The 20,363-nt window shown below is 68.3% G+C and carries 21 protein-coding genes, 1 tRNA gene and 1 pseudogene; 12 read left to right on the forward strand and 11 right to left on the reverse strand.

Features of this window, described 5'->3' with window-relative positions; genetic code table 11:
* Position 1: 1 nt before the first annotated feature.
* The 6 genes from SPHPH_RS0111995 to SPHPH_RS0112020 all read right to left on the reverse strand — a co-directional run bounded on the left by SPHPH_RS0111995 (position 2) and on the right by SPHPH_RS0112020 (position 5,574).
* Positions 2-1,717, reverse strand: coding sequence for a peptidoglycan D,D-transpeptidase FtsI family protein (locus tag SPHPH_RS0111995; RefSeq protein ID WP_028966905.1), 1,716 nt, complete (start codon positions 1,715-1,717; stop codon positions 2-4).
* On the reverse strand, positions 1,714-2,319 hold the full coding sequence (locus tag SPHPH_RS0112000; RefSeq protein WP_028966906.1) for a hypothetical protein: 606 nt from the start codon (positions 2,317-2,319) through the stop codon (positions 1,714-1,716). Before SPHPH_RS0112000 ends, SPHPH_RS0111995 begins: the two co-directional genes overlap by 4 nt.
* A gap of 2 nt (positions 2,320-2,321) precedes the next feature.
* Positions 2,322-3,257 (reverse strand): 16S rRNA (cytosine(1402)-N(4))-methyltransferase RsmH, encoded by a 936-nt coding sequence (gene rsmH / locus SPHPH_RS0112005; RefSeq protein WP_028966907.1) that lies wholly within the window; start codon positions 3,255-3,257, stop codon positions 2,322-2,324.
* Positions 3,254-3,757, reverse strand: a complete 504-nt coding sequence (locus tag SPHPH_RS0112010; RefSeq protein ID WP_028966908.1) for a division/cell wall cluster transcriptional repressor MraZ — start codon at positions 3,755-3,757, stop codon at positions 3,254-3,256. The genes rsmH and SPHPH_RS0112010 overlap by 4 nt, the downstream gene beginning before the upstream one ends.
* Before the next feature lie 413 nt (positions 3,758-4,170).
* Positions 4,171-4,533, reverse strand: coding sequence for a hypothetical protein (locus SPHPH_RS21425; protein ID WP_202900663.1), 363 nt, complete (start codon positions 4,531-4,533; stop codon positions 4,171-4,173).
* Positions 4,534-4,572: 39 nt separating this feature from the next.
* Entirely contained in the window at positions 4,573-5,574 is a 1,002-nt protein-coding gene (locus SPHPH_RS0112020) for a cysteine synthase A (protein WP_028966909.1), read from the reverse strand.
* Between the two features lie 145 nt (positions 5,575-5,719).
* Between SPHPH_RS0112020 and SPHPH_RS0112025 the strand changes: the two genes are divergently transcribed.
* The 4 genes from SPHPH_RS0112025 (at position 5,720) to aat (ending at position 9,149) form a co-directional block, all read left to right on the forward strand.
* Positions 5,720-7,003, forward strand: a complete 1,284-nt coding sequence (locus SPHPH_RS0112025) for a Y-family DNA polymerase (protein WP_028966910.1) — start codon at positions 5,720-5,722, stop codon at positions 7,001-7,003.
* A gap of 71 nt (positions 7,004-7,074) precedes the next feature.
* Positions 7,075-7,461: a hypothetical protein gene (locus SPHPH_RS0112030; RefSeq protein WP_028966911.1), complete on the forward strand. Its 387-nt coding sequence runs from the start codon at positions 7,075-7,077 to the stop codon at positions 7,459-7,461.
* A 255-nt stretch (positions 7,462-7,716) separates the two neighbouring features.
* Positions 7,717-8,424, forward strand: coding sequence for a ParA family protein (locus SPHPH_RS0112035; RefSeq protein WP_028966912.1), 708 nt, complete (start codon positions 7,717-7,719; stop codon positions 8,422-8,424).
* Entirely contained in the window at positions 8,421-9,149 is a 729-nt protein-coding gene (aat, locus tag SPHPH_RS0112040) for a leucyl/phenylalanyl-tRNA--protein transferase (protein ID WP_028966913.1), read from the forward strand. The genes SPHPH_RS0112035 and aat overlap by 4 nt, the downstream gene beginning before the upstream one ends.
* Positions 9,150-9,184: 35 nt before the next feature.
* Here aat and SPHPH_RS20820 read toward each other — a convergent pair.
* The 4 genes and pseudogenes from SPHPH_RS20820 to SPHPH_RS0112060 all read right to left on the reverse strand — a co-directional run.
* Positions 9,185-9,418, reverse strand: a pseudogene (locus tag SPHPH_RS20820) (DUF2155 domain-containing protein); the annotation flags it as partial.
* A 218-nt stretch (positions 9,419-9,636) separates the two neighbouring features.
* The gene (locus SPHPH_RS0112050; RefSeq protein WP_028966914.1) at positions 9,637-10,032 is read right to left on the reverse strand and encodes an NADH:ubiquinone oxidoreductase subunit NDUFA12; all 396 of its coding nucleotides are present in this window, start codon (positions 10,030-10,032) and stop codon (positions 9,637-9,639) included.
* 69 nt (positions 10,033-10,101) lie between these two features.
* On the reverse strand, positions 10,102-10,683 hold the full coding sequence (locus tag SPHPH_RS19655; RefSeq protein ID WP_238303064.1) for a cold shock domain-containing protein: 582 nt from the start codon (positions 10,681-10,683) through the stop codon (positions 10,102-10,104).
* Between the two features lie 75 nt (positions 10,684-10,758).
* On the reverse strand, positions 10,759-11,295 hold the full coding sequence (locus tag SPHPH_RS0112060) for a regulatory protein RecX (RefSeq protein ID WP_037488522.1): 537 nt from the start codon (positions 11,293-11,295) through the stop codon (positions 10,759-10,761).
* Between the two features lie 126 nt (positions 11,296-11,421).
* Between SPHPH_RS0112060 and SPHPH_RS0112065 the strand changes: the two genes are divergently transcribed.
* From SPHPH_RS0112065 to nusG, 6 genes are all read left to right on the forward strand, one after another.
* The gene (locus tag SPHPH_RS0112065; RefSeq protein ID WP_028966916.1) at positions 11,422-13,185 is read left to right on the forward strand and encodes a fatty acyl-AMP ligase; all 1,764 of its coding nucleotides are present in this window, start codon (positions 11,422-11,424) and stop codon (positions 13,183-13,185) included.
* Positions 13,186-13,689: 504 nt separating this feature from the next.
* Positions 13,690-16,041 carry a putative bifunctional diguanylate cyclase/phosphodiesterase gene (locus SPHPH_RS0112070; protein ID WP_028966917.1) on the forward strand — a complete coding sequence of 784 codons (2,352 nt, stop codon included), beginning with the start codon at positions 13,690-13,692 and terminating at the stop codon, positions 16,039-16,041.
* A gap of 59 nt (positions 16,042-16,100) precedes the next feature.
* Positions 16,101-16,176: transfer RNA gene (locus tag SPHPH_RS0112075), tRNA-Trp, on the forward strand.
* Positions 16,177-16,275: 99 nt separating this feature from the next.
* Entirely contained in the window at positions 16,276-16,515 is a 240-nt protein-coding gene (locus SPHPH_RS0112080; protein WP_028966918.1) for a hypothetical protein, read from the forward strand.
* A 294-nt stretch (positions 16,516-16,809) separates the two neighbouring features.
* Positions 16,810-17,007, forward strand: a complete 198-nt coding sequence (secE, locus tag SPHPH_RS0112085; RefSeq protein WP_028966919.1) for a preprotein translocase subunit SecE — start codon at positions 16,810-16,812, stop codon at positions 17,005-17,007.
* A gap of 17 nt (positions 17,008-17,024) precedes the next feature.
* A complete protein-coding gene (gene nusG, locus SPHPH_RS0112090; protein WP_022687599.1) occupies positions 17,025-17,561 on the forward strand; it encodes a transcription termination/antitermination protein NusG in 537 nt (178 codons plus the stop codon).
* Between the two features lie 131 nt (positions 17,562-17,692).
* Here nusG and SPHPH_RS0112095 read toward each other — a convergent pair whose 3' ends face one another.
* Positions 17,693-18,622, reverse strand: coding sequence for an AraC family transcriptional regulator (locus tag SPHPH_RS0112095; RefSeq protein WP_028966920.1), 930 nt, complete (start codon positions 18,620-18,622; stop codon positions 17,693-17,695).
* Positions 18,623-18,886: 264 nt separating this feature from the next.
* Between SPHPH_RS0112095 and rplK the strand changes: the two genes are divergently transcribed.
* Positions 18,887-19,318: a 50S ribosomal protein L11 gene (rplK, locus tag SPHPH_RS0112100; RefSeq protein WP_028966921.1), complete on the forward strand. Its 432-nt coding sequence runs from the start codon at positions 18,887-18,889 to the stop codon at positions 19,316-19,318.
* Positions 19,319-19,322: 4 nt separating this feature from the next.
* A complete protein-coding gene (gene rplA / locus SPHPH_RS0112105; RefSeq protein ID WP_028966922.1) occupies positions 19,323-20,015 on the forward strand; it encodes a 50S ribosomal protein L1 in 693 nt (230 codons plus the stop codon).
* The last annotated feature ends 348 nt before the right edge of the window (positions 20,016-20,363 follow it).

Genomic DNA, 20,363 nt, shown 5'->3' on the forward strand with positions numbered 1-20,363 from the left:
CTCACTGCCCGCCGCTCTTCGGCACGCGATCGGGATCTTCCCACAGGGTCGGGACGATGTCCGACACGTCGATGTCGCGGTTGTCGTCGGGGGTCACGCCCAGGATCGCGCCGACGCGCGCGATCGTACGGCCGACGACCGGGGCGGCGTTCCACGCGGCGGTCTTCCACCCGAAGGTCTCCTTCGTGCCGAGCGGCGAGTCGAGCATCGCCACCACCACATAACGCGGCGCGTCCATCGGGAAAGCCGCCGCGAAGGTCGCGACGTTGCGCGACCGGTCGTAGCCGCCCGCCACCGCCGCCTCGGCGGTGCCGGTCTTGCCGCCGACCCTATAGCCCGGCGCATCGCCCTTGCGCCCGGTGCCGCGCAGCACGATCAACCGCAGCATCTGGCGCATCCGCGCGCTGGTCGCCTCGCTGATGACGCGCCGGCCCGCGACTTCATGGCCAGGCTGGACCTTCAGCAAGGTCGCCGGCCGCCACGTCCCGCCATTGACCAGCGCGGCATAGGCATTGGCGAGGTGCAGCGGCGTCACCGCAATGCCGTGCCCGTAAGCGGTGGTCATCGTCGTGGTCCGCGCCCAGAAGGTTGGCCACAGCGGGCGACCCTTCTCGCGGATCTCGATGTCTGGGCGGGTGTCGAAGCCCAGCTTGCGGAACATCTTCTGCATCCGCTCGGGCCCGACCTCGTCGGCGACGCGCGCGGTGGCGACGTTCGAGGAATAGATCAGCGTCTCGGCCATATTGAGCCAGCGCTTCGGATCGCCGCGCTCGTCATGGATCGTGAAGCGCCCGACCTGCAACGGATGCGTCGCGTCGAAACGGCGCTCCATCGAGGTGACGACGCCGTTGTCGATCGCGGCCGCCATCGTGATCGGCTTGAAGGTCGAGCCCAGCTCGAACACGCTCTGCGTGGTGATGTTGCGCAGCTGCTCGCTCCCCGACATGCCGACGCGATTAGGGTTGAAGGTGGGCAACGACACCATCGCCACCACCTCGCCGGTGTGGACGTCGAGGACGATCCCGCCGCCACCGCGCGCGGAGAAGGTCGTCATCGCGCGCCCCAGCTCGCTCTCCATCGCCGCCTGCACGCGCGTGTCGATCGACAGCGTGACCGGCTGGTTGATCGTCGCGGGATTGGTCAGCCGCTCGTCGAGCGCGCGCTCGATCCCGCTCATCCCGTGCCCGCCGCTGATGAAGCCCAGCACATGCGCGCCGAGCGTCGATTGCGGGTACAAGCGCTGCGTTTCGCGCTCGAAGACGATGCCGGGTTCGCCGATCGCGTTGACCGCCTCGACCAAAGCCGGGCTGGCGCGGCGGTTGAGATAGGTGAAGGCGACCGGACGCGTGATCTGCGCGTAGAACCATGCCTGATCGCCGCGGTCGGGCATCAGGTCGGCGAGCTTCTGCGCGATCTGCGACGGATCGCCGAGCAGCTTCTTCGGGTGGACGCCGATCGTCCACGCGTCGATCGTGCGCGCCAGCGGCGCGCCGTTGCGGTCGACGATGTCGCCGCGCGGCGCGGCGAGCACCGGGGCGTTGCCGCGCTCGCCGCCTTCGGTCAGCCCGAGCATGGCCAGTCGCCCGATCACGATCAGCACCGCCGCCGCGAACAGCAGCATCAGCATCATCAGGCGCAGATGTTGCGTCGCCAGCAATTGCTGGCGCTGGTCGCCCGAGCGGCCGGCGCGAAGCGGTCGGGCGACGAGGGTTGTCACCGCAAGCGGCTCCGTTCGGCGCGCGCGCCGCTCAACAGGTCACCCAGCGTGTTGTCGCTGAGCAGCCCGCGATCGAGCATCGCGACCTTCGCGGCCTTGACCGGTGCGGCAACGGCGCGCGCGGCGACCTTGGTAACGGTGACCGGCGTCGCGGCGGCGACCTGCACCGCGGCGACCTTCACGACGGCGGGTGTGGTCGTGGCGCTGGCGGTGGCGACTGCGGGGATGACGGCGGCGACCGGCGCGGCGGGGACGATCAACTGCGCGGTCTGGATCTGCACGTCACGGCCCGGCGCGGGCACGCCCTGCACCGGCGACAGCGCCGCCAGCGCGCGCTCGTCACGCACGAACTGCTGCGCAGTGGGCACGGTCAGCGCCAGCGTGTTGCCGTTCCAGCGCTCGAGCTGCGCGAGGTTTGCGCGCACGTCGAACTCGGTCTCGAGCGCGCGGATGTCGCGTTCCGCGCTCAGAATGCGGCGGTCGACCTGCTCCAGCCGCTTGCGCTCGGCCGCGACCTGTGACGACACCAGATAAAAACCGATCGCCACGATCGCGCAGCCGGTCAGCCACCCGAGCCCCTTCAACCGATATATCGCCGCCATCGTTACGCCTCCAAACGCCAAGGTGCCGCCCCGGTACGCCGGGCGGTGCGAAGTGTGGCGGAGCGGGCGCGCGGGTTCGCGGCCAGCTCCGCTTCGCCCGCGCGGATCGCGCGGGCAGTGATCTCGAAGGTCGGTTCGCGCTCCGCCGCGGTGACCGGCATGTGCCGCGAGCCGCCGGGGGCAGCGCCCGAGCGGTCGCGCAGGAAGCGCTTGACGATGCGATCCTCCAGCGAGTGGAACGTGACGATCGCCAGCCGGCCGCCGGGCTTCAGCACGCGCTCGGCGGCCTCCAGCCCTTGCGTCAGCTCGTCCAGCTCGCCGTTGATGTGGATGCGTACCGCTTGGAAGGCGCGGGTGGCCGGGTCCTTCTTGTCGTGCGGGCGATGGCCGAGCGCCTTGCGAACCACGTTCGCGAATTGCGCCGTCGTGGTGAGCGGGCGCGCCGCGACCACCGCGCGCGCGATCCGCCGCGACTTGGGTTCCTCGCCATAGCGATAGAGCACGTCGGCGATCTGCTCTTCCTCGGCTTCGTTGAGGAAGTCGGCAGCCGACATGCCTTCCTGACTCATCCGCATGTCGAGCGGCCCGTCCGACTGGAACGAGAAGCCGCGCTGTGCCTGGTCGAGCTGCATCGACGACACGCCGATGTCCATCGTCACGCCGTCGACCGGCACCGCGTCACGCGCCGCCAGTTCCGATTCGAGCGCCGAGAAAGTGGCGGGGACAAGCGTCAGCGCCGCCTCTTCTTCCAGCGCGCGGCCGTTGGCGATCGCATCCGGGTCGCGATCGAACGCGATCACCGCCGCGCCGGTGGCAAGGATCGCGCGGGTATAGCCGCCGGCACCGAAGGTCGCATCGACATGGCACTCGCCGGGGGCAGGGGCGAGGGCGGTCAGGACTTCTTCGAGCAGGACGGGGATGTGCGGGGCGCTGCTCATGACAGGGGTATCCCCTTGTCCTCGCAGGTGAATTCCACATACTCCTTGAGGAAGGGGTCGATCCCCGGTGTCTCGATCAGGACGTTCGGTGCCCAGATCGTGATCCAGTTAAACGCGCCCAAAAACACCGCGGCGCCCTGAATCCGGGCATAACGACGCTCGAACGTCGGCATGATGAAGCGCCCGGACCCATCGAACGGCAACGGCTCGGCGCCGCCCGCACGGTCGAGGATGTTGTAATCGGTCCGCCCGCTGGTCGCGAACTGGGCGGCGTCGAGCGCCTCCAACTTCGCCTTCCAGAACGGCACGAAGCCGGGATCGTAGGCGATCAGGCAGCGATGTTCGGGATGCGGCGCGATGATGACGGTGCCGCCATCCTTGCCGTCCTCGCGCGGGGCGTTCTTGGCCAGCGTCGCGCGCAGGGTGTTGGGAATCGCGACCCGGCCCTTGTCATCGACAAGACCGAGACCCTTTCCCTGATAATCCACCCTGTCGACCACGCCCACCTCGCACCCGGAGCGCACAACCACCCTGCCCGGCGCACGGCCCTCGCCGCGCGCCGACGTTGCCGTCAGCAAACAACAGTGGTTCTGCCCCCAATGTCGTAGCGCTTACGTATCAGGGTTAAAACGGGATGAGAAGGGATATTCGGGGTAATCCGGGGATCAGCCCGGTTGCGGCCCGAATCTGGTCGGAATCCACGGCGGTGCGTGCGCCCGTGCAGGAACAAAGCGCGGACGGCTGGTGCGAATTGCGTACCGGGACCCGGAATTTTCCGCGATCGGGCACCCCGTCCCCGGATTTCCCCGGCGACGGAGGCTGCGACATGGATGCGAAAGGACAAGGGATTCGCCGACGCGAATCACGCGCGACGCCCGGCGGTGTGCCGCGGACACGGGCCGCGGCGTACCGGTCACAACATGCCGTTGGTCGAGGAGGCGTCGGGCTCGGGCTGAGTCGGCACTTGCGCCTGCGGCGTGACCGCCGACGGGGTCGGCGCCGCACCGGGGGTCACGCCCATTTCGGCGAGCGGTTCGTTGGTGGGCGCCGCCGTAGGGGCAGAGGCGGGCGCGCTCATGTTGGCGACCAGATCCGGTTGCGCCGCACCGGTCACACTGACCGGCTGTTGCTGGTTCACCGAAGAAAAGATCGCGCTGGCCAGCCCGATCAACAGCACGACCGCGGCCAGACCGATCATTCCGACGCGCACGCGCTGCCGGGTCTGTTCCGCCTGCTGCCGTTCGACGGCGGCTTTATCTTTGAGAGGAGCCTTCATCGGTCGCGCATTTCTAACCGATCGTCGCGCGACTGTCGATCAATTCGTTAACGGCCGCTCGTGCACCGGGCCGCGCACCAGCCCCTTCGACGCCAGCCACGCCGGATCGTAGAGCGTGGAAAGATAGCGGAAGCCGGTGTCGCACAGGATCGTCGCAATCCGCTTGCCCGGCCCGAGCTGCCGCGCGAGCCGCACCGCGCCCGCGACGTTGATCCCCGACGACAGGCCCAGGCACAGCCCCTCCTCGCGCAGCAGCCGATCGGTCCAGTCCAGCCCCTCCTGATCGGGGATGCGGAATTGCGCGTCGACCGGCGCACCGTCCAGATTGGCGGTGATCCGCCCCTGCCCGATCCCCTCGGCAACCGACGAGCCCTCGGCGCGCAATTCGCCGCACGCATAATATTCGTAGAGCGCCGCGCCGTGCGGATCGCTGAGCGCGATGCAGACGTCGGGGTCATGCGCCTTCAACCCCAGCCCGACCCCGGCGAAGGTGCCCCCGGTGCCGACGGCGCAGGTGAAGCCGTCGATCCGGCCATCCATCTGCGTCCAGATCTCCTCGGCGGTGCCGACGATATGCGCGCGGCGGTTGGCGATATTGTCGAACTGGTTGGCCCAGATCGCGCCGGGCGTTTCCTCCGCGATCCGCCGCGAGGTGTGAACGAAATGCGCCGCCGACGAATAGGGCGCCGCCGGCACCGTCACGAGCTCCGCGCCCAATGCGCGCAGCGTGTCCATCTTCTCCTTGGACTGGGTGTCGGGCATCACGATGATCGTGCGATAGCCCTTGGCATTGGCGACCAGCGCCAGCCCGATCCCGGTGTTGCCCGCCGTCCCCTCGACGATCGTCCCGCCGGGCGCGAGCACGCCGCGCTCCTCGGCATCGTTGACGATGAACAACGCGGCGCGATCCTTCACGCTCGCGCCCGGATTCGCGAACTCGCACTTGCCGAAGATGTCGCAGCCGGTCGCCTCGCTCGGCCCCTTCAGGCGGACGAGCGGCGTGTTGCCGATCAGGGCGAGGGTGTCGGTGGTGGTATGCATGGCGGCACAGATGCGGGCGCGCCGGACGATGCGCAAGCGATTGAAACTATCGGTCGCCCTCTCCCGCCTTCATCGCGCTCGCCAATCCGCGACAAAGCTGCCATGTTCCCGTTTCGTTTCTGTGCCCGAGTCTTGCGAACCGCCGATGCCCGACCTGCCGCCCCGCCCGCTGCGCTGGCTGTTCCTCGACCTGAACAGCTATTTCGCGAGCGTCGAGCAGCAGTTGCAGCCCAGCCTGCGCGGGCGGCCGGTGATCGTCGCGCCGGTCGGCACCGATACGACGGTGGCGATCGCCGCCTCGGTCGAGGCGAAACGCTATGGCATCTCGACGGGCACGCCGGTGTGGGAGGCAAAACAGCGGTGCCGAGAACTGGTCGTCACGCCGGCGCGGCACGAGCGCTATGTCGAATTCCACCATGCGATCATCGCCGAGATCGAGCGGCACATCCCGGTCACCAAGGTCTGTTCGATCGACGAGGTCGCGTGCCGGCTGCTCGACAACGAGAACGACCGCGCGCACGCCGAAGCGCTGGCGGTGCGGATCAAGCGCGGCATCCGCGAGAAGGTCGGCGCGTGCCTGACCTCCTCGGTCGGGATCGCGCCCAACCGACTGCTCGCCAAGCTCGCCTCCGACCTGCAGAAGCCAGACGGGCTGGTGGTGTTCGAGGCCGCCGATCTGCCGCATGCACTTTACCGCCTGTCGCTGCGTGACATCAGCGGGATCGGCGCCAAGATGGAGCGGCGGCTGGCCCGCGACGGCGTCAACGATATCGAGCAGTTGCTCGCGCGCCGGCCACGCGACGCCGGCCATGCCTGGGGCGGCACCAACGGCGACCGGCTCTGGTATCTGCTCCACGGCGTCGATCTGGCGGAGAAGGCAACGCAGAGCCGCACGATCGGGCACAGCCACGTCCTGTCGCCGAGCAAACGCGGCTATGGCGCGGTGCGGCTGACCGCGCGGCGGCTGGCGCTGAAGGCGGCGAGTCGGCTGCGGCGCAAGGCGTATCGCGCGCGGTTGCTGGTGCTGCATGCGCGCTTCGAGGACGACAAGAGCGTGTGGCGCACCTCCGCGAAGCTGCCCGCGACGCAGGACAGTTTCGCGGTGCTCTCGGCGCTCGACACGTTGCTCCCGCGGTTGCGCGCGCAGGAGGCGGTGCATCGCAGCGGATGCCGGATGATCGGGGTGACGCTGGCCGAGATCGAGCCTGTCACCGCCGAGCAGCATTCGCTGTTCGCGCATCTGCCCGCCGACGATCCGCTGGCGCGCGAGACGCGCGGGCTGGCGCTGAGCCGCGCGATGGATCGCATCAACGAACGATTCGGACGCCATGCGGTGTCGGTCGGCGCGACGCATGGCGGGCGACTGGACCGGGTCGGTACGAAAATAGCGTTCGGACGCATTCCGGACATGGATGAATTTCACGAATGATCGCAACTCTGATGCACCGCAACAATCGGTGACTTGACGGACAAAAGCGCATCGGCGAAGCGGCACATATTATGCAGAAGCTCCTCACCCTTTCGCTGGCCGGCGCCCTGCTGGCCCTGTCGGCCTGCAACTCCGAGCCGTCCTCGCCGCAGGTGCTCGACAGCAATCCCGATCCGATGGCCTCGACGCTGGCCAATGCGGCACCGATCGAGCTGCCCCCGGCGATCAAGGCCGACAAGACCATGCGCTGCAAGGATCAGAGCCTGGCCTATGTCACCTTCTTCGACGGCGACAAGCAGGCGGTGGTTCGCACCGAAAAGGGCGGCGCCGCCACCACGCTGAAGGCCGAGAAGGCGGGCGATCCGCTGACCGCCGAGGGCGGCTGGAAGATGACCGGCACCACCAGCGAGGTGAAGCTGACCCGTCCGGGCAAGCCCGAGCTGGTCTGCCACTCGTAAAGTTCCAATGGGGCGGGTCGCCATCGGCCTGCCCGTTTTTATCGTCCCGGACTTGATCCGGGACCTCGCCTCCCCTCTCCCGCCGCTTCGACAAGCGGGATTCGGGATGACGGACATCGGTGGATCGACGCGAATCTGCGGCCACTGCCCGGACCGGGATGCCGGTTCTTCGGCACTGACCCACGGTGGCGGGCCTGCGCCCAACCTGCATCATCCTCCTTGCCCTGCGTCCGGCCGAATCGTAGCGTCACGCGCATGACGACGGTGGCGATCTACAGCGTGAAGGGGGGCGTCGGGAAAACGACGCTGGCGATCAATCTCGCCTGGTGTGCGGCGACGCTATCGTCGCGGCGCACGTTGTTGTGGGATCTCGATCCACAAGGCTCCGCCACGTGGGCGCTGGGGGACGGCCGTGCGCATGACCGCGCCGGCGCGCTGTTCGCCAAGGGCGTGTCGCCCGCCAAGCTGATCGCCGCGACCGCGTTCGACCGGCTCGACCTGCTCCCCGCCGACGCCTCGCTGCGCGACCTGAACCACCAGTTGCGCGAGCTGGACAAGAAGCGTCGGCTGCGCAAGCTGGTCGGCGAGCTGGGCGATCACGACACGGTGGTGCTCGATTGCCCGCCGGGGCTGACCGAAACGTCCGACCAGGTGGTGCGCGCCGCCGATCTGCTGGTGGTGCCGGTCGTACCCTCCGCCTTCTCGCAACAGGCGTTCGCGACGCTGGATCGCGAATTCGGCGGGCAGGTGCCGATCCTGCCGGTGCATATGATGGTCGACCGTCGCCGCGCGCTCCATGCCGAGGCGATCGCGCGCAACCCCGACTGGCCGGTGATCCCGATGGCCAGCGCGGTCGAGAACGCCACGGCGCAGCGGCTGCCGACCGGGGTCGCCGCGCCACGCAGCCCGGCGGCGGCCGCCTTCGCGCAACTGTGGCGGACGATCGAGCAGCGACGGGTTTGACCGGCCCGGGGACGCTCGATCCGGGGCTGTTGCTCGGCGCCTATTCGGTCGGCGTCTTCCCGATGGCGGACAGCCGCGATGCCGACAGCATCTATTGGGTGGAGCCGCGGCGCCGCGCGATCCTGCCGCTGGAGGGCTTCCATTTGTCCCGATCGTTGCGGCGCGTGATCGCCGCCGATCGTTTCCGCGTGACCGTCAACCGCGCGTTCCCGCAGGTCATCGCGCTATGCGCCGAGGCCGCCGAGGATCGCCCCGATACGTGGATCAATCCGATCATCGAGGACGCGTTCGTCCGCCTGCACGCGATGGGCCATGCCCATTCGGTCGAATGCTGGGACGGCGACCGGCTGGCGGGCGGGCTGTACGGACTGGCGCTCGGCCGCGCCTTTTTCGGGGAGAGCATGGTCAGCCGCGCGCCCAACGCCTCGAAGGTCGCGATCGCGTCGCTGGTCGCACGGCTCGGCGCGGGCAGCTTCTCGCTGCTGGACTGCCAGTTCATGACGGCGCACCTCGCCTCGCTCGGCGCGCAGGAAATCGATCGCGCCGATTACATGGCGTTGCTGGGCGCGGCGCTTTCCTCGACGGGTTCGTCGGCAGCCTCGTCCGCGGCGTCGCTGGCCGCCGGGGATGGCGCTGGCGACTTCTTCGCGCTCGACGCCGCAGCGGGCGCGGACGGCGCGGTGCCGGGGAAGGTCGTCGTGCAGCTCTTGGGCCAGACGTCGTAGACCGGGTGGATGACGACGTTGAGCGCGGGACGCTCCTTGTACAGCCAGCCGGAGAACACGCGCCGCCAGTGCGCATCGGCACCGCGCACGTCGAGCTGAACGAAGGCGCCGGTCAGTTGCTCGGGCTCCCACGGCGCGGTCTTCTCGCACGCGCGCAGCCGCACGATCACGTCGCCGATGCGGCCGGCCTGTCCGGGGCGAAGCGTCAATTCGCGGCTCACGCCGTTGCGCTTGTTGAGCAGGCCCAGCACCGCGACGCGCTGCGCCATCGGCGTGGTGCCGGCGTCGACCGCCGCATCCTGCGCATCGGTGCGGACCTCGTCGGCCGCCGGGGTTTCCGCCGCGTCCGGCGCCGTATCGGGCACGGTCTTGCTCACGATCGGTGCGTCGGGCGATCCGGCTCGCGTGCCCGGGCGCAGGTTCAACCCCGCCCAGGTTACGCCTGCCGCCGCCACCAGAACCAGCCCGCCGATCGCGAGCGGACGCTTCACGCGTCGGGGCTCCACGCCTCGTAATCGCCGGTCGCGGCGGCGCGGTTGCCGCCCTTCTCCAGAGCGCCTTGCGGGCGATAGGCGAAGGCGGTGCCGGTCATGTTCGGGACGGCAGGCTTCTCCCACTGCCGCGGCGCGGGCAGCACGTCGGTCGGCGCGCCGTCGATCTGGCGGTGGAGCCAGCCATACCATTCCGGCGGCACGCGGCTGACGTCGTTGGCGCCCGCATAGATCACCCAGCGGCGCGGCTCGCCCGCGGTATCGCGGCCACCCTCCCAATAGGTGTTGCCCAGATAATCCTCGCCCACCTGACGCTTGCCGCGCAGGCCGTAGAGGATGGTGCCCCAGCTTGCGCCGTTCCACCAGGTGAAGGGGTTGAGATTGATGCCCATCGTGGCGCCTCGCTTACCCGCGTGTGCGCGCCCGTTCAATGCCCGTCGCACACGGACGCCACTGGGGCGTCACTCGGGCGCGGCGACCCCGACCGCCAGCGGGCCCTTGCGCCCCTGCACCACCCGCGCGCGCAACCGCTGTTCGGGCTCGACATCCGCGATCCCGGCGCGGCGCAGCGTCTCCATATGGACGAAGATGTCGCCGGGCCGCGCCAGCGCGACCAGAAAGCCGTAGCCCTTGATCCGGTTGAACCATTTGACGCTGACGTCTTCCCATTGCGCCTGCGATGCGGCGTCGTCGGGCGCGATTTCGGGCGCCAGCCGCTCACGGTCGCGGTCGCGCACCGTTTCGGTCGCGGCGGCGAGATCGAGTGCGGAGATCTCCACCGCCTGCCACCCGCGCGGGCCCTGCGCGGCGAGCCCCTGCAGGCGCGTGCCTTCAGGGAGCGTGCGGCGGCCATAGGCCTGCAGCACGCTGAAATGGAGAAGGACGTCGCCCATCGCCGAATCGTCGGGCACGATGAAGCCGAACCCGCGCGTCGCGTCGAACCATTTCAGCACGCCGGTCAGCGCGACCGACGGCAACGCGCCCTCGGTCGTTCCGGCGCGAAGTTCCGCGCCCCCGGTCGGTGTGCCAGGCCCGTCGTGCACGTCGCGTCCTGCCCCTGTTTAATCCCCGGTTAACATCGGTGCACTGCACCATGAACGAAAGCAAGAAGGGATATGTCAGTCCAATACCGGAATCTCGCCCGGCGCGCTGTCGACGACGCGTCGTGCGGTGGCCGAATCATGCCCGGCCCGCAGCAGCGCCGCGAGGTGCCGCTCACGCTCGCGCGGATTGGCGCGCTGCGTGGCGAACGGCCCGATCCGCTTGCGTCGTGCCAGACGTAGCGCGCTGTCGAGCGCAGCGGTGCGCGCTTCCTCGACGACCGGCGCGCGATCCTCTTCCTCCAGCCCGGCGGCACGCAGCGTTTCGGCCACGCGCCGCGCGCCATAGCCGCGCCGCGCCAGCGCCGCGCCCTTTTGCTCGGCGAAGCTGCGATCGTCGACATAGCCAGCATCGGCCATCCGCTGCGCCACGTCGCGCGGATCGACCGGCGCACCGTCCCAGCCGCGTTCGCGGATCTTCCGCGCCAGATAGCCGGCCAGCTTCCCGCGCGAGGTCGCGAACCGCTCGACATAGCGGAGCGCCAGCCGGTCGAGCGCGGCGGCGTCGAGCGGCGGCGGGGCACGGCGCGGTGCGCGCGCGGAGGGCGGTGTCAAAGCCACGCCTTGATTGTGCCACACTGACCGTGGATTCTAATGCTCAAAATTTTAACACATCCGGCAAACCGCCATTTTTGCCGGTCAACCATTGCGCACGCGTGACAGGTGCGACAGGAACACAGGATGACGATCGATCCCGCCACGATGACCGCGCCCGCGACGGTTGCGCCGACGGCCACCCCGACCGAGGATCGGCTGCCGCGCCGCTTTTCCGATTTCGCGACGTTGGGCGAGGCACTCGACTATGCCGCGACCGGCGTGCGTGGGCTGAACTTCCACGACGCGCGCGGTACGCTGGTGCGTGGCTATCCGTTCGCGCAGATGCGCACCGATGCGCATGACGCCGCGCTGCGGCTGATCGCCGCCGGGGTCGCGCCGGGCGACCGCGTCGCGCTGGTCGCCGAGACGAGCGCCGAATTCGCCGCGCTATTCTTCGGCGCGGTGCTGGCGGGCGCATGGCCGGTGCCGCTGCCGCTGCCGACCTCGTTCGGCGGGCGCGAGTCCTACATCGACCAGTTGCGCGTCCAGCTGGCGAGCTGCGATCCGAAGCTGCTGATCTATCCGGCCGAGCTGGCGCAGCTGGCGGGCGCCGCTGCCGAGGCATCGGGCGTTACCGGTGTCGACTGGGCCGAGTTCGCGACGCGCCCCGCCCCTGCCGCCGACCTGCCGACGGCCAGCGCCGACGACGTCTGCTACCTGCAATATTCCAGCGGCTCGACGCGCTTCCCGCACGGCGTGGCGGTGACGCATCGCGCGCTGCTCAGCAATCTCGCGGCGCATGCGCACGGCATGCAGATCGTCGAGACCGATCGCTGCGTGTCGTGGCTGCCGTGGTATCACGACATGGGACTGGTCGGCTGCTTCCTGTCGCCGCTCGCCAACCAGGTGTCGGTCGATTACCTGAAGACCGAGGATTTCGCCCGCCGTCCGCTGTCGTGGCTCGACCTGATCAGCCGCAACACCGGCACGACGCTCAGCTATTCGCCGACCTTCGGCTATGACATCTGCGCGCGTCGCATCTCCAGCCAGACCAAGGCGTCGGATCGCTTCGACCTGTCGCGCTGGCGCGTGGCGGGCAATGGCGCGGACATGATCCGTCCCGACGTGATGCAGGCATTCGTCGACGCCTTCGCCGACGCCGGTTTCCAGGCGACTGCGTTCCTGCCCAGCTACGGCCTGGCCGAAGCGACGCTGGCCGTATCGCTGATGCCGCCGGGCGAGGGCATCCGCGTCGAGCTGGTCGAGGAAACCGAGCTGTCGGGGATGCACCACGGCGAGGATCGCCCGCAGCGCTACCGCGCGATCGTGAACTGCGGCAAGGCGGTGCGCGACATGGAGATCCAGGTCCGCGAGGAAGACGGCACGCCACTGCCCGACGGCGCGATCGGCAAGGTCTGGTGTCGCGGGCCCAGCGTGATGGTCGGCTATTTCCGCGATCAGGCTTCGACCGACGCGTGTCTGGTCGACGGCTGGCTCGACACCGGCGACATGGGATATATGTCGGACGGCTATATCTTCATCGTCGGCCGCGCCAAGGACATGATCATCATCAACGGCCGTAATCACTGGCCGCAGGATATCGAATGGGCGGTCGAGCAACTGCCCGGCTTCAAGGCCGGCGACATCGCCGCCTTTGCGATCACCACGCCCGGCGGCGAGGAAACGCCGGCGGTGCTGGTGCAATGCCGCAGCTCCGACGAGGCCGAGCGCGTGCGGTTGCGCGATGAGATCCGCGATCGGGTACGGTCGGTGACGGGCATGAACTGCGTCGTCGAGCTGATCCCGCCGCGCACCTTGCCGCGCACCAGCTCGGGCAAGCTGAGCCGCGCCAAGGCCCGCAATCTGTATCTGGCCGGTGAGATCAAGCCCTACGATCTGGCGGCCTGAGCGGGTTCGACGGCCTTCCGCTGACAAGCGTCACGCCGGTCCGCCGTTATCCGCTCAAGGCGCTGGAGTTTGATCCACCCGGCTTGAACCATCTTCCGTCGTCACCCCGGCGAAGGCCGGGGCCCAGTTGGGGGACGCTGATGATGCACGTTGCGCCTCGTTTCGCCGGCCTTCCCAACTGGGCACCGGCCTTCGCCGGGGTGGCGCTTCAGCTTGAATGGATCACACTCTAACCATCTGTCGTCGCCCCGGACTTGATCCGGGGCGACGCTTCTTGAACGTCCGTCGACAAGCGGGACCCTGGATCAGTTCCGGGGCGACGGATTTTGCCGCAGCGGCCCGCAATTATTTTGTGCGAGCCCTCTCTGCCCGAAATCAGGCACTCTGCGCAGCCAACCCTTCTGAATTGCCTTGGAATTCCTCGACCGGCACCCCGCTGCCGTCCGTGCGGCAAGGATGTGCCGGGCAACGCTTCGTCAACCAGCGCGCGCCTAAGACGGATGGGTGACCGCCTTCTCCTCCTCCCCACTCGCGCATCAACCGCCGCTCCGTGCGCTGTTCGGGCTGAGCAATGGCGACGACTCCGACCTTTGGGGGAGGATCCGCGCCGCACAATTGCTGGCCGCGCGGCACCGCGCGCTGCTGCTGCTCGCGGCCAATCTGAGCGGCACCGCGCTGATCGTGATGACGCTCAATGCGTGCGTGCCGGTGACCTGGCTGGCGGTCTGGGCGGTGGTGGCGGGGGCGGTCGCGGTCGGTGCCACGGTGCGGCGCCTGCGCAGCCCCAATCGCGCCGGTGGCTATGCCGATCTCGGCGCGATGCGCCCGCCGGTGATCGAGGCCGCGGCGCTGGCGGTGGTGTGGAGCGTCGTCCCCGTCATGTTCGGCGGCCACCTGCACGTCACGACCGCGCTCGCCACGCACCTCGTGCTGGCGGTCCTGATGGTCGTCTATGCGGTGGCGATGGTGTCGCTGCCGCTAATGACGATCACCTTCATCGCGACGACCACCTCGACGGCGGCGGTCATGCTGATCGTCACCGGACATCCCGCCGCCGCGCTTGCCGATCTGCTGTTCGCGGCATTGTTGTGCGTCAGCACCGTCGATCGGGCGCGGGCGCAGGCGTTGCTGCACGCCGCGGCGGTCACGCTGGCTGAGCGCGACGGAACGATCGGATTGCTGCTACGCGATTTCGATGAAACCTCCCCCGACTGGTTGTGGCAGACAGATGCGTCGCGTCGCATCGTCGAGCCGAGCGCCCGCTTCGCGGCCGCGTGCGGCGTGGAGCGCGAGCAACTAGCCGGGCGGCCGCTGCTCGAGGTTCTGGCGGGAACCGGTTGGGACAGTGGCCAGGTCGCCCCCGTGCTGCGCGACCTCGTGACACGGCTGCGCAATCGCGAGGCGATCCGCGACCTGAACCTGCCGGTGATGGTCGGGAGCGAGCAGCGCTGGTGGCGGATCGCCGCCTCGCCACGCCGGGACGCCAACGGGCATTTCGGCGGGTTTCGCGGCGTCGCGTCCGACGTCACGGAGGAGCGTACCTCGGCCGACAAGATCGCGCGGCTCGCCCGGTTCGACACGCTTACCGGATTGCCGAACCGGCTTTCGGTAAACGAAGCGCTTGCCGATGCGGTCGCGACCGCCGAGCGCGAACGGGCGCGATGCGCGCTGATGATGATCGACCTCGATCGCTTCAAGGCGGTCAACGATACGCTCGGCCATCCGGTCGGCGACCGATTGCTCGGCAAGGTATCGGAGCGGCTGGCGACGCTGCTGGCCGATCGTGAGATCGTCGGGCGGCTGGGCGGCGACGAATTCGCGGTGGTGGTGCGCGACGCGTCCGACCCGCTGCGCGTCGAACGACTGGCGCGCGCGATCATCGACACCCTGTCGCGCCCCTATGAGGTCGATCAGCACACATTGTATATCGGCGCATCGGTGGGCGTCGCGACATCGCCGCGCGATGGGCGCAGCGCCGAGACGCTGATCCGCTCGGCCGATCTCGCGCTCTACCGCTCCAAGGATCAGGGCGGCGGCGTCTTCCATGCCTACGAGCCGCAGCTGCACGCCGAGGCGGAGGAGCGCCGCGTCCTGGAAATGGCGCTGCGGCAGGCGCTGGCCAACGACGAATTGTCGCTCGCCTACCAACCGGTCGTCGATGCGCGATCCGGTACGCTGCGCGGGTTCGAGGCGCTGCTGCGCTGGAATCACCCCGGCTTCGGGCAGATTCCACCGTCCAAGTTCATCCCGATCGCCGAGGAAGCGCGGCTGATCGCCCCGATCGGCGAATGGGTGGTGCGCACCGCCTGCGCCGAGGCGGCGGGGTGGCCAGACGGCGTGCATGTCGCGGTCAACGTCTCCCCCGAACAGCTCCACAACCCGCAATTCGTGACCGTGGTCGCGGAGGCGCTGGCCGACAGCGGCTTGCCGGCCCGCCGGCTCGCGCTGGAGGTGACCGAAAGCGTGTTCCTGCGCGAAGGCACCGGCGCGACGCGTGTGCTGGGCGACATCCTCGCGCTCGGTGTCGGGCTCAGCCTCGACGATTTCGGGACGGGCTATTCGTCGCTCGGCTATCTCAGCTCGACGCGCTTCTCGTCGATCAAGATCGACCGCAGCTTCGTCCAGACCGCGGCGGCGGGCCGCGTCGAGGCGATCGCGATCATCCGCGCGGTGGTGGCGATGGCCGACAGCCTCGACATGACCACCACCGCCGAGGGCGTGGAAACCGAGGCCGAGTTGCGGCTGGTGCAGGAACTGGGCTGCCGCAGCATCCAGGGCTATTATTTCGGGCGTCCGCTGCCGGTGGTCGAGGCGCGTGCGCTGGCGACGCGTCACCTTCAGACACATGCGGCCTGAGATCGCGCCAGCAATCGCTTGACGAACGCGGCGGATACGTTCAACAGCGCAGCCCGCACAGGAGTGTAGCTCAGTTGGTAGAGCATCGGTCTCCAAAACCGAGGGCCGTGGGTTCGAGTCCCTCCACTCCTGCCAGAAACCTTTTGTAAACCTGGAGCCAATACGCGGCTTGCGTGTTGTGCCGCACAGCGCCATAGCGCGATCTGGGTTAAAGCCACTCAAGGGAGTTCTATTATGCGTTCGATCCTCGCCGGCGCCGCTGCACTCAGCCTCATCGCCACCCCGGCGCTCGCCGCGACCAGCAACCCGGCCGCCAGCCTGTCGGTCGCGCAGTCGCGCGCCGCGTCGCCGTCGGCCAACAAGAGCGAGCTGGCCGGTGCCGGCCTGTTCGGCGCCATCATCGCCGCCGGCATCGCCGCGATCGGCGTGATCGCGATCGTCAACGACAACAACGACGATTCCGACAGCAACTGATCGAACGCGCACGCTGCCCTGACGGCGGCGTGTGGTGATCTTTGCGAAGGGGCCGGGCGCACGACGCGTCCGGCCCTTTTTCGTGCGCCCCATTCGTGCGCAGGGCCGGGCGCCGGGCCACCCGCCTGCCCCGCTTGCCTTTTGCCGTGCACGATCCTATGTCCCATGCCACATCCGACAGCGCGGACGGCTTGCCAACCGCTTCCCGGTCTCGGACCGGGCAGCGGTAGCGATCCTATGCCGGGACTTCATTTACAGGCTCAACCGGGCCGGGCTCAACGAGGGCGCAGTTTCGTGGCGAAGACGACCCCGATCGAATTCATCCGTCAGGTGCGGACCGAGACCGCGAAGGTCGTGTGGCCGACCGGGCGCGAGACGGTGATGACCGGCGTGATGGTCGTCGTCATGACGACGGTGCTCGCGCTGTTCTTCCTCTCGGTCGATTCGATCTTCAACGCCGTCGTGAAGGCGTTGCTGAGCCTGGCGCAGTAAGGACGGAATTCCAAAAGATGGCGCGCTGGTACATCATCCACGCCTACTCGGGCTTCGAGGGCAAGGTCCGCGATTCGATCATGTCGGAGGCCACGCGGATGGGCCTCGAACAGCTGGTCGAGCAGATCGAGGTGCCGACCGAGACGGTCACCGAGGCGCGCCGCGGCAAGAAGATCGCGGTCGAGCGCAAGTTCATGCCCGGCTATGTCCTCGCCAAGCTGGCGATGAACGACGACGTCTATCACCTCGTCAAGAACACGCCGAAGGTCACCGGCTTCCTCGGTTCGTCGGGCAAGCCGCAGCCGATCTCGGACGCCGAAGCGGCGCGGATGCTGAACTCGAAGGAAGAGGCGGCCGCTGCCCCGAAGACCAAGGTCAAGGTCGATTACGAGATCGGCGATGCGGTCAAGGTGCTGGAAGGCCCGTTCGCCAGCTTCAACGGCACGGTCGAGGAACTCGACTTCGACAAGTCGAAGGTCAAGGTATCGGTCAGCATCTTCGGCCGTGCGACGCCGGTCGAACTCGACTTCGAACAGGTCGAACGCAGCAAGTAAGCCGCACGTCGCCCCGGGGTTTGGTGATCTCGGGCGACGCGCTCCTATCTCCGTCATTGCGAGCGTAGCGAAGCAATCCAGGGCGTCCTGATCCGGCCCTGGATTGCTTCGCTACGCTCGCAATGACGGTCTTAGCCGCCGACGTCCCCCGCCCCGGCCTCGTCGCGCCACGGCGCCTCCACGACATGCGGGGCGAGGTCGACGCGCTTGCGTTGCTGGCGCACCTCCAGCCCCGGCGTGAACAGCATCGTCTGCGAGCGACGGAATTGCGCCGGGGTCATGCCGACGAATTGCCGGAACTCGCGGTTCAGGTGCGACGCATCGTAGAAGCGCAGCTCCGCCAGTTCGTCAGCGGTCGGCACCGCCAGCCCGCGCATCACCGCCGCCATGTCCAGAAAGCGGCTGCGGCGCAGCACCGTCTTGGGCAAATGCCCGAAATGCGCGCGCACCGTGCGATCGAGCCGCCGGCCCGACATGCCGAACTCCGCGGCGATGTCCGCCACCGGGCGAACCGGATCGATACGCGCAATCCGCTCGAACGCGGCGCTGATCGGATCGGTCGGCGTCGCGCGCACGATCACGCGTTCGAGCACCACCTGCTCCATCCGCGCGAAGGTCTGTTCGTGGTCGTAGACGTCCTCGGTCGCCCAACGCAGCGCCGCCCCCCAGTCGCCGCCGATCGGGGTGAGCCGGTCGGCCATCCGGTCGGCAGGATCGTCGCAGAACGAAAACCATGCGCCCGGCCGGATCATGAACCCCGCCGCGACGATCGGGCCACGGCAGCGCACCGAGAAACGCCGCTCCTGCGCGCCGAACAGCATCGGGCCTTCATAGCCGACCCAGCGACGGTCGATCAGCGTTTCCCACGACCCGATCAACGGGACGCGAACATAGGCATTCTCGTGCAGCAGGAAATCGTCGAGCAACGCATCGTCGGGGCGTTCGATGATCGTCACGAAGAAGCGCGCGATATGATCGGCCAATGCCGCGGTCGGGGTGCGACTCAGCGACAGCGGCGCGCCGCCGAGAGATGCACCAGTTCGCGGAATCGCCCCAGTCATGGTTCGTCGCTACGACAACCAATAGCTATGGAGCAACGGCAGCTGCCGTGGATTAATGAATGTTAGATCAAATCGGTGCGGAAGCGTGTCATGGAAGTGACAGCGCAGTTGCGCTTTGGGGGGCGATCCGCTAACGGCGCACGCTTCCCTGTCATCATAGACCTGGAACGTGCGGGAGGGTGTCGCCACGGCGGCGCCCGGACGAACCGCTAGACTTGAACCGGGCGCACCGGAAACGACGCGCCCCGTAACAGAGTGAGACGCATGGCAAAGAAGATCACAGGCTATATCAAGCTGCAGGTCCCGGCCGGTTCCGCCAACCCCTCGCCGCCGATCGGTCCGGCGCTGGGTCAGCGCGGCGTGAACATCATGGAATTCTGCAAGGCTTTCAACGCACAGACCGGCGAGATGGAGAAGGGCGCGCCCCTCCCCACCGTCATCACCGTCTATGCCGACCGCTCCTTCTCGTTCGTAACGAAGACGCCGCCGGCGACCTTCCTCATCAAGAAGGCGGCGAACCTGAAGTCGGGCTCGAAGGAGCCGGGCAAGGTGTCGGCGGGCAAGATCAAGCGGTCGCAGCTGGCCGAGATCGCGCAGACGAAGATGAAGGATCTGAACGCCAACGACATCGACGCGGCGACCAAGATCATCGAAGGCTCGGCCCGCGCGATGGGCCTCGAAGTGGTGGAGGGCTGAGATCATGGCGAAGCTGAGCAAGAAGCAGAAGGCCGTCACGATCGATCGTGAGAAGCTGCACGGCGTCGACGAGGCGATCGCGCTGGCGAAGTCGGGCGCGACCTCGAAGTTCGACGAGACGATCGAAGTCGCGCTGAACCTGGGCGTCGATCCGCGTCACGCCGACCAGATGGTCCGTGGCGTCGTCACGCTTCCGGCCGGCACCGGCAAGACGGTGCGCGTCGGCGTGTTCGCGCGCGGCGCGAAGGCCGACGAGGCACGCGCCGCCGGGGCCGACGTCGTCGGGGCCGAGGACCTGATGGAGACCATCCAGGGCGGCACCATCGATTTCGATCGCTGCATCGCGACCCCGGACATGATGGGCGTCGTCGGCCGTCTCGGCAAGGTGCTGGGTCCGAAGGGCCTGATGCCGAACCCGAAGCTGGGCACGGTGACCATGAACGTCGCGGAAGCCGTCAAGGCGGCCAAGGGCGGTCAGGTCGAGTATCGCGTCGAGAAGGCGGGCATCATCCACTCGGGCATCGGCAAGGCGTCGTTCGCGCAGGAAGACCTGCGTCGCAACTTCGACGCGCTGGTCGACGCGGTGGTGAAGGCCAAGCCGTCGGGCGCGAAGGGCAAGTATGTCCGCAAGGTCGCCGTCAGCTCGACGATGGGCCCTGGCATCAAGGTCGACACCGCGGAAGTCGCAGGGGCGTAAGCCCGACGCGACGGCCAAGGTCGTCAGGAAAAAGCCGGCGTACTCGCGAGAGTGCGCCGGCTTTTTCGTGTTTGTTTTGGACACAGTGACGCCGGGTGTTGTGGTGACCGCGCCGACGAAGGCGACAGACATGGGCCCCTGCCTGCGCAGGGGCGACGGCTGATTGAGGCAGCGTCGCCCCTGCGCAGGCAGGGGCCCATGTCTCTCTCGTTCCGCGCGACGCCGCTCCACCCCTGACATGCATGTGTCTGCACGGACAAAAAACCCCGTCTTCCCAACGCTCCACCCGCCGCAACCCCATCGACAACCCTGCCGTCGCCCGGCACTCTCCGCGGCCATACGGAGAGG

It is taken from the genome of Sphingomonas phyllosphaerae FA2 (assembly GCF_000427645.1).
Classification (GTDB): domain Bacteria; phylum Pseudomonadota; class Alphaproteobacteria; order Sphingomonadales; family Sphingomonadaceae; genus Sphingomonas; species Sphingomonas phyllosphaerae.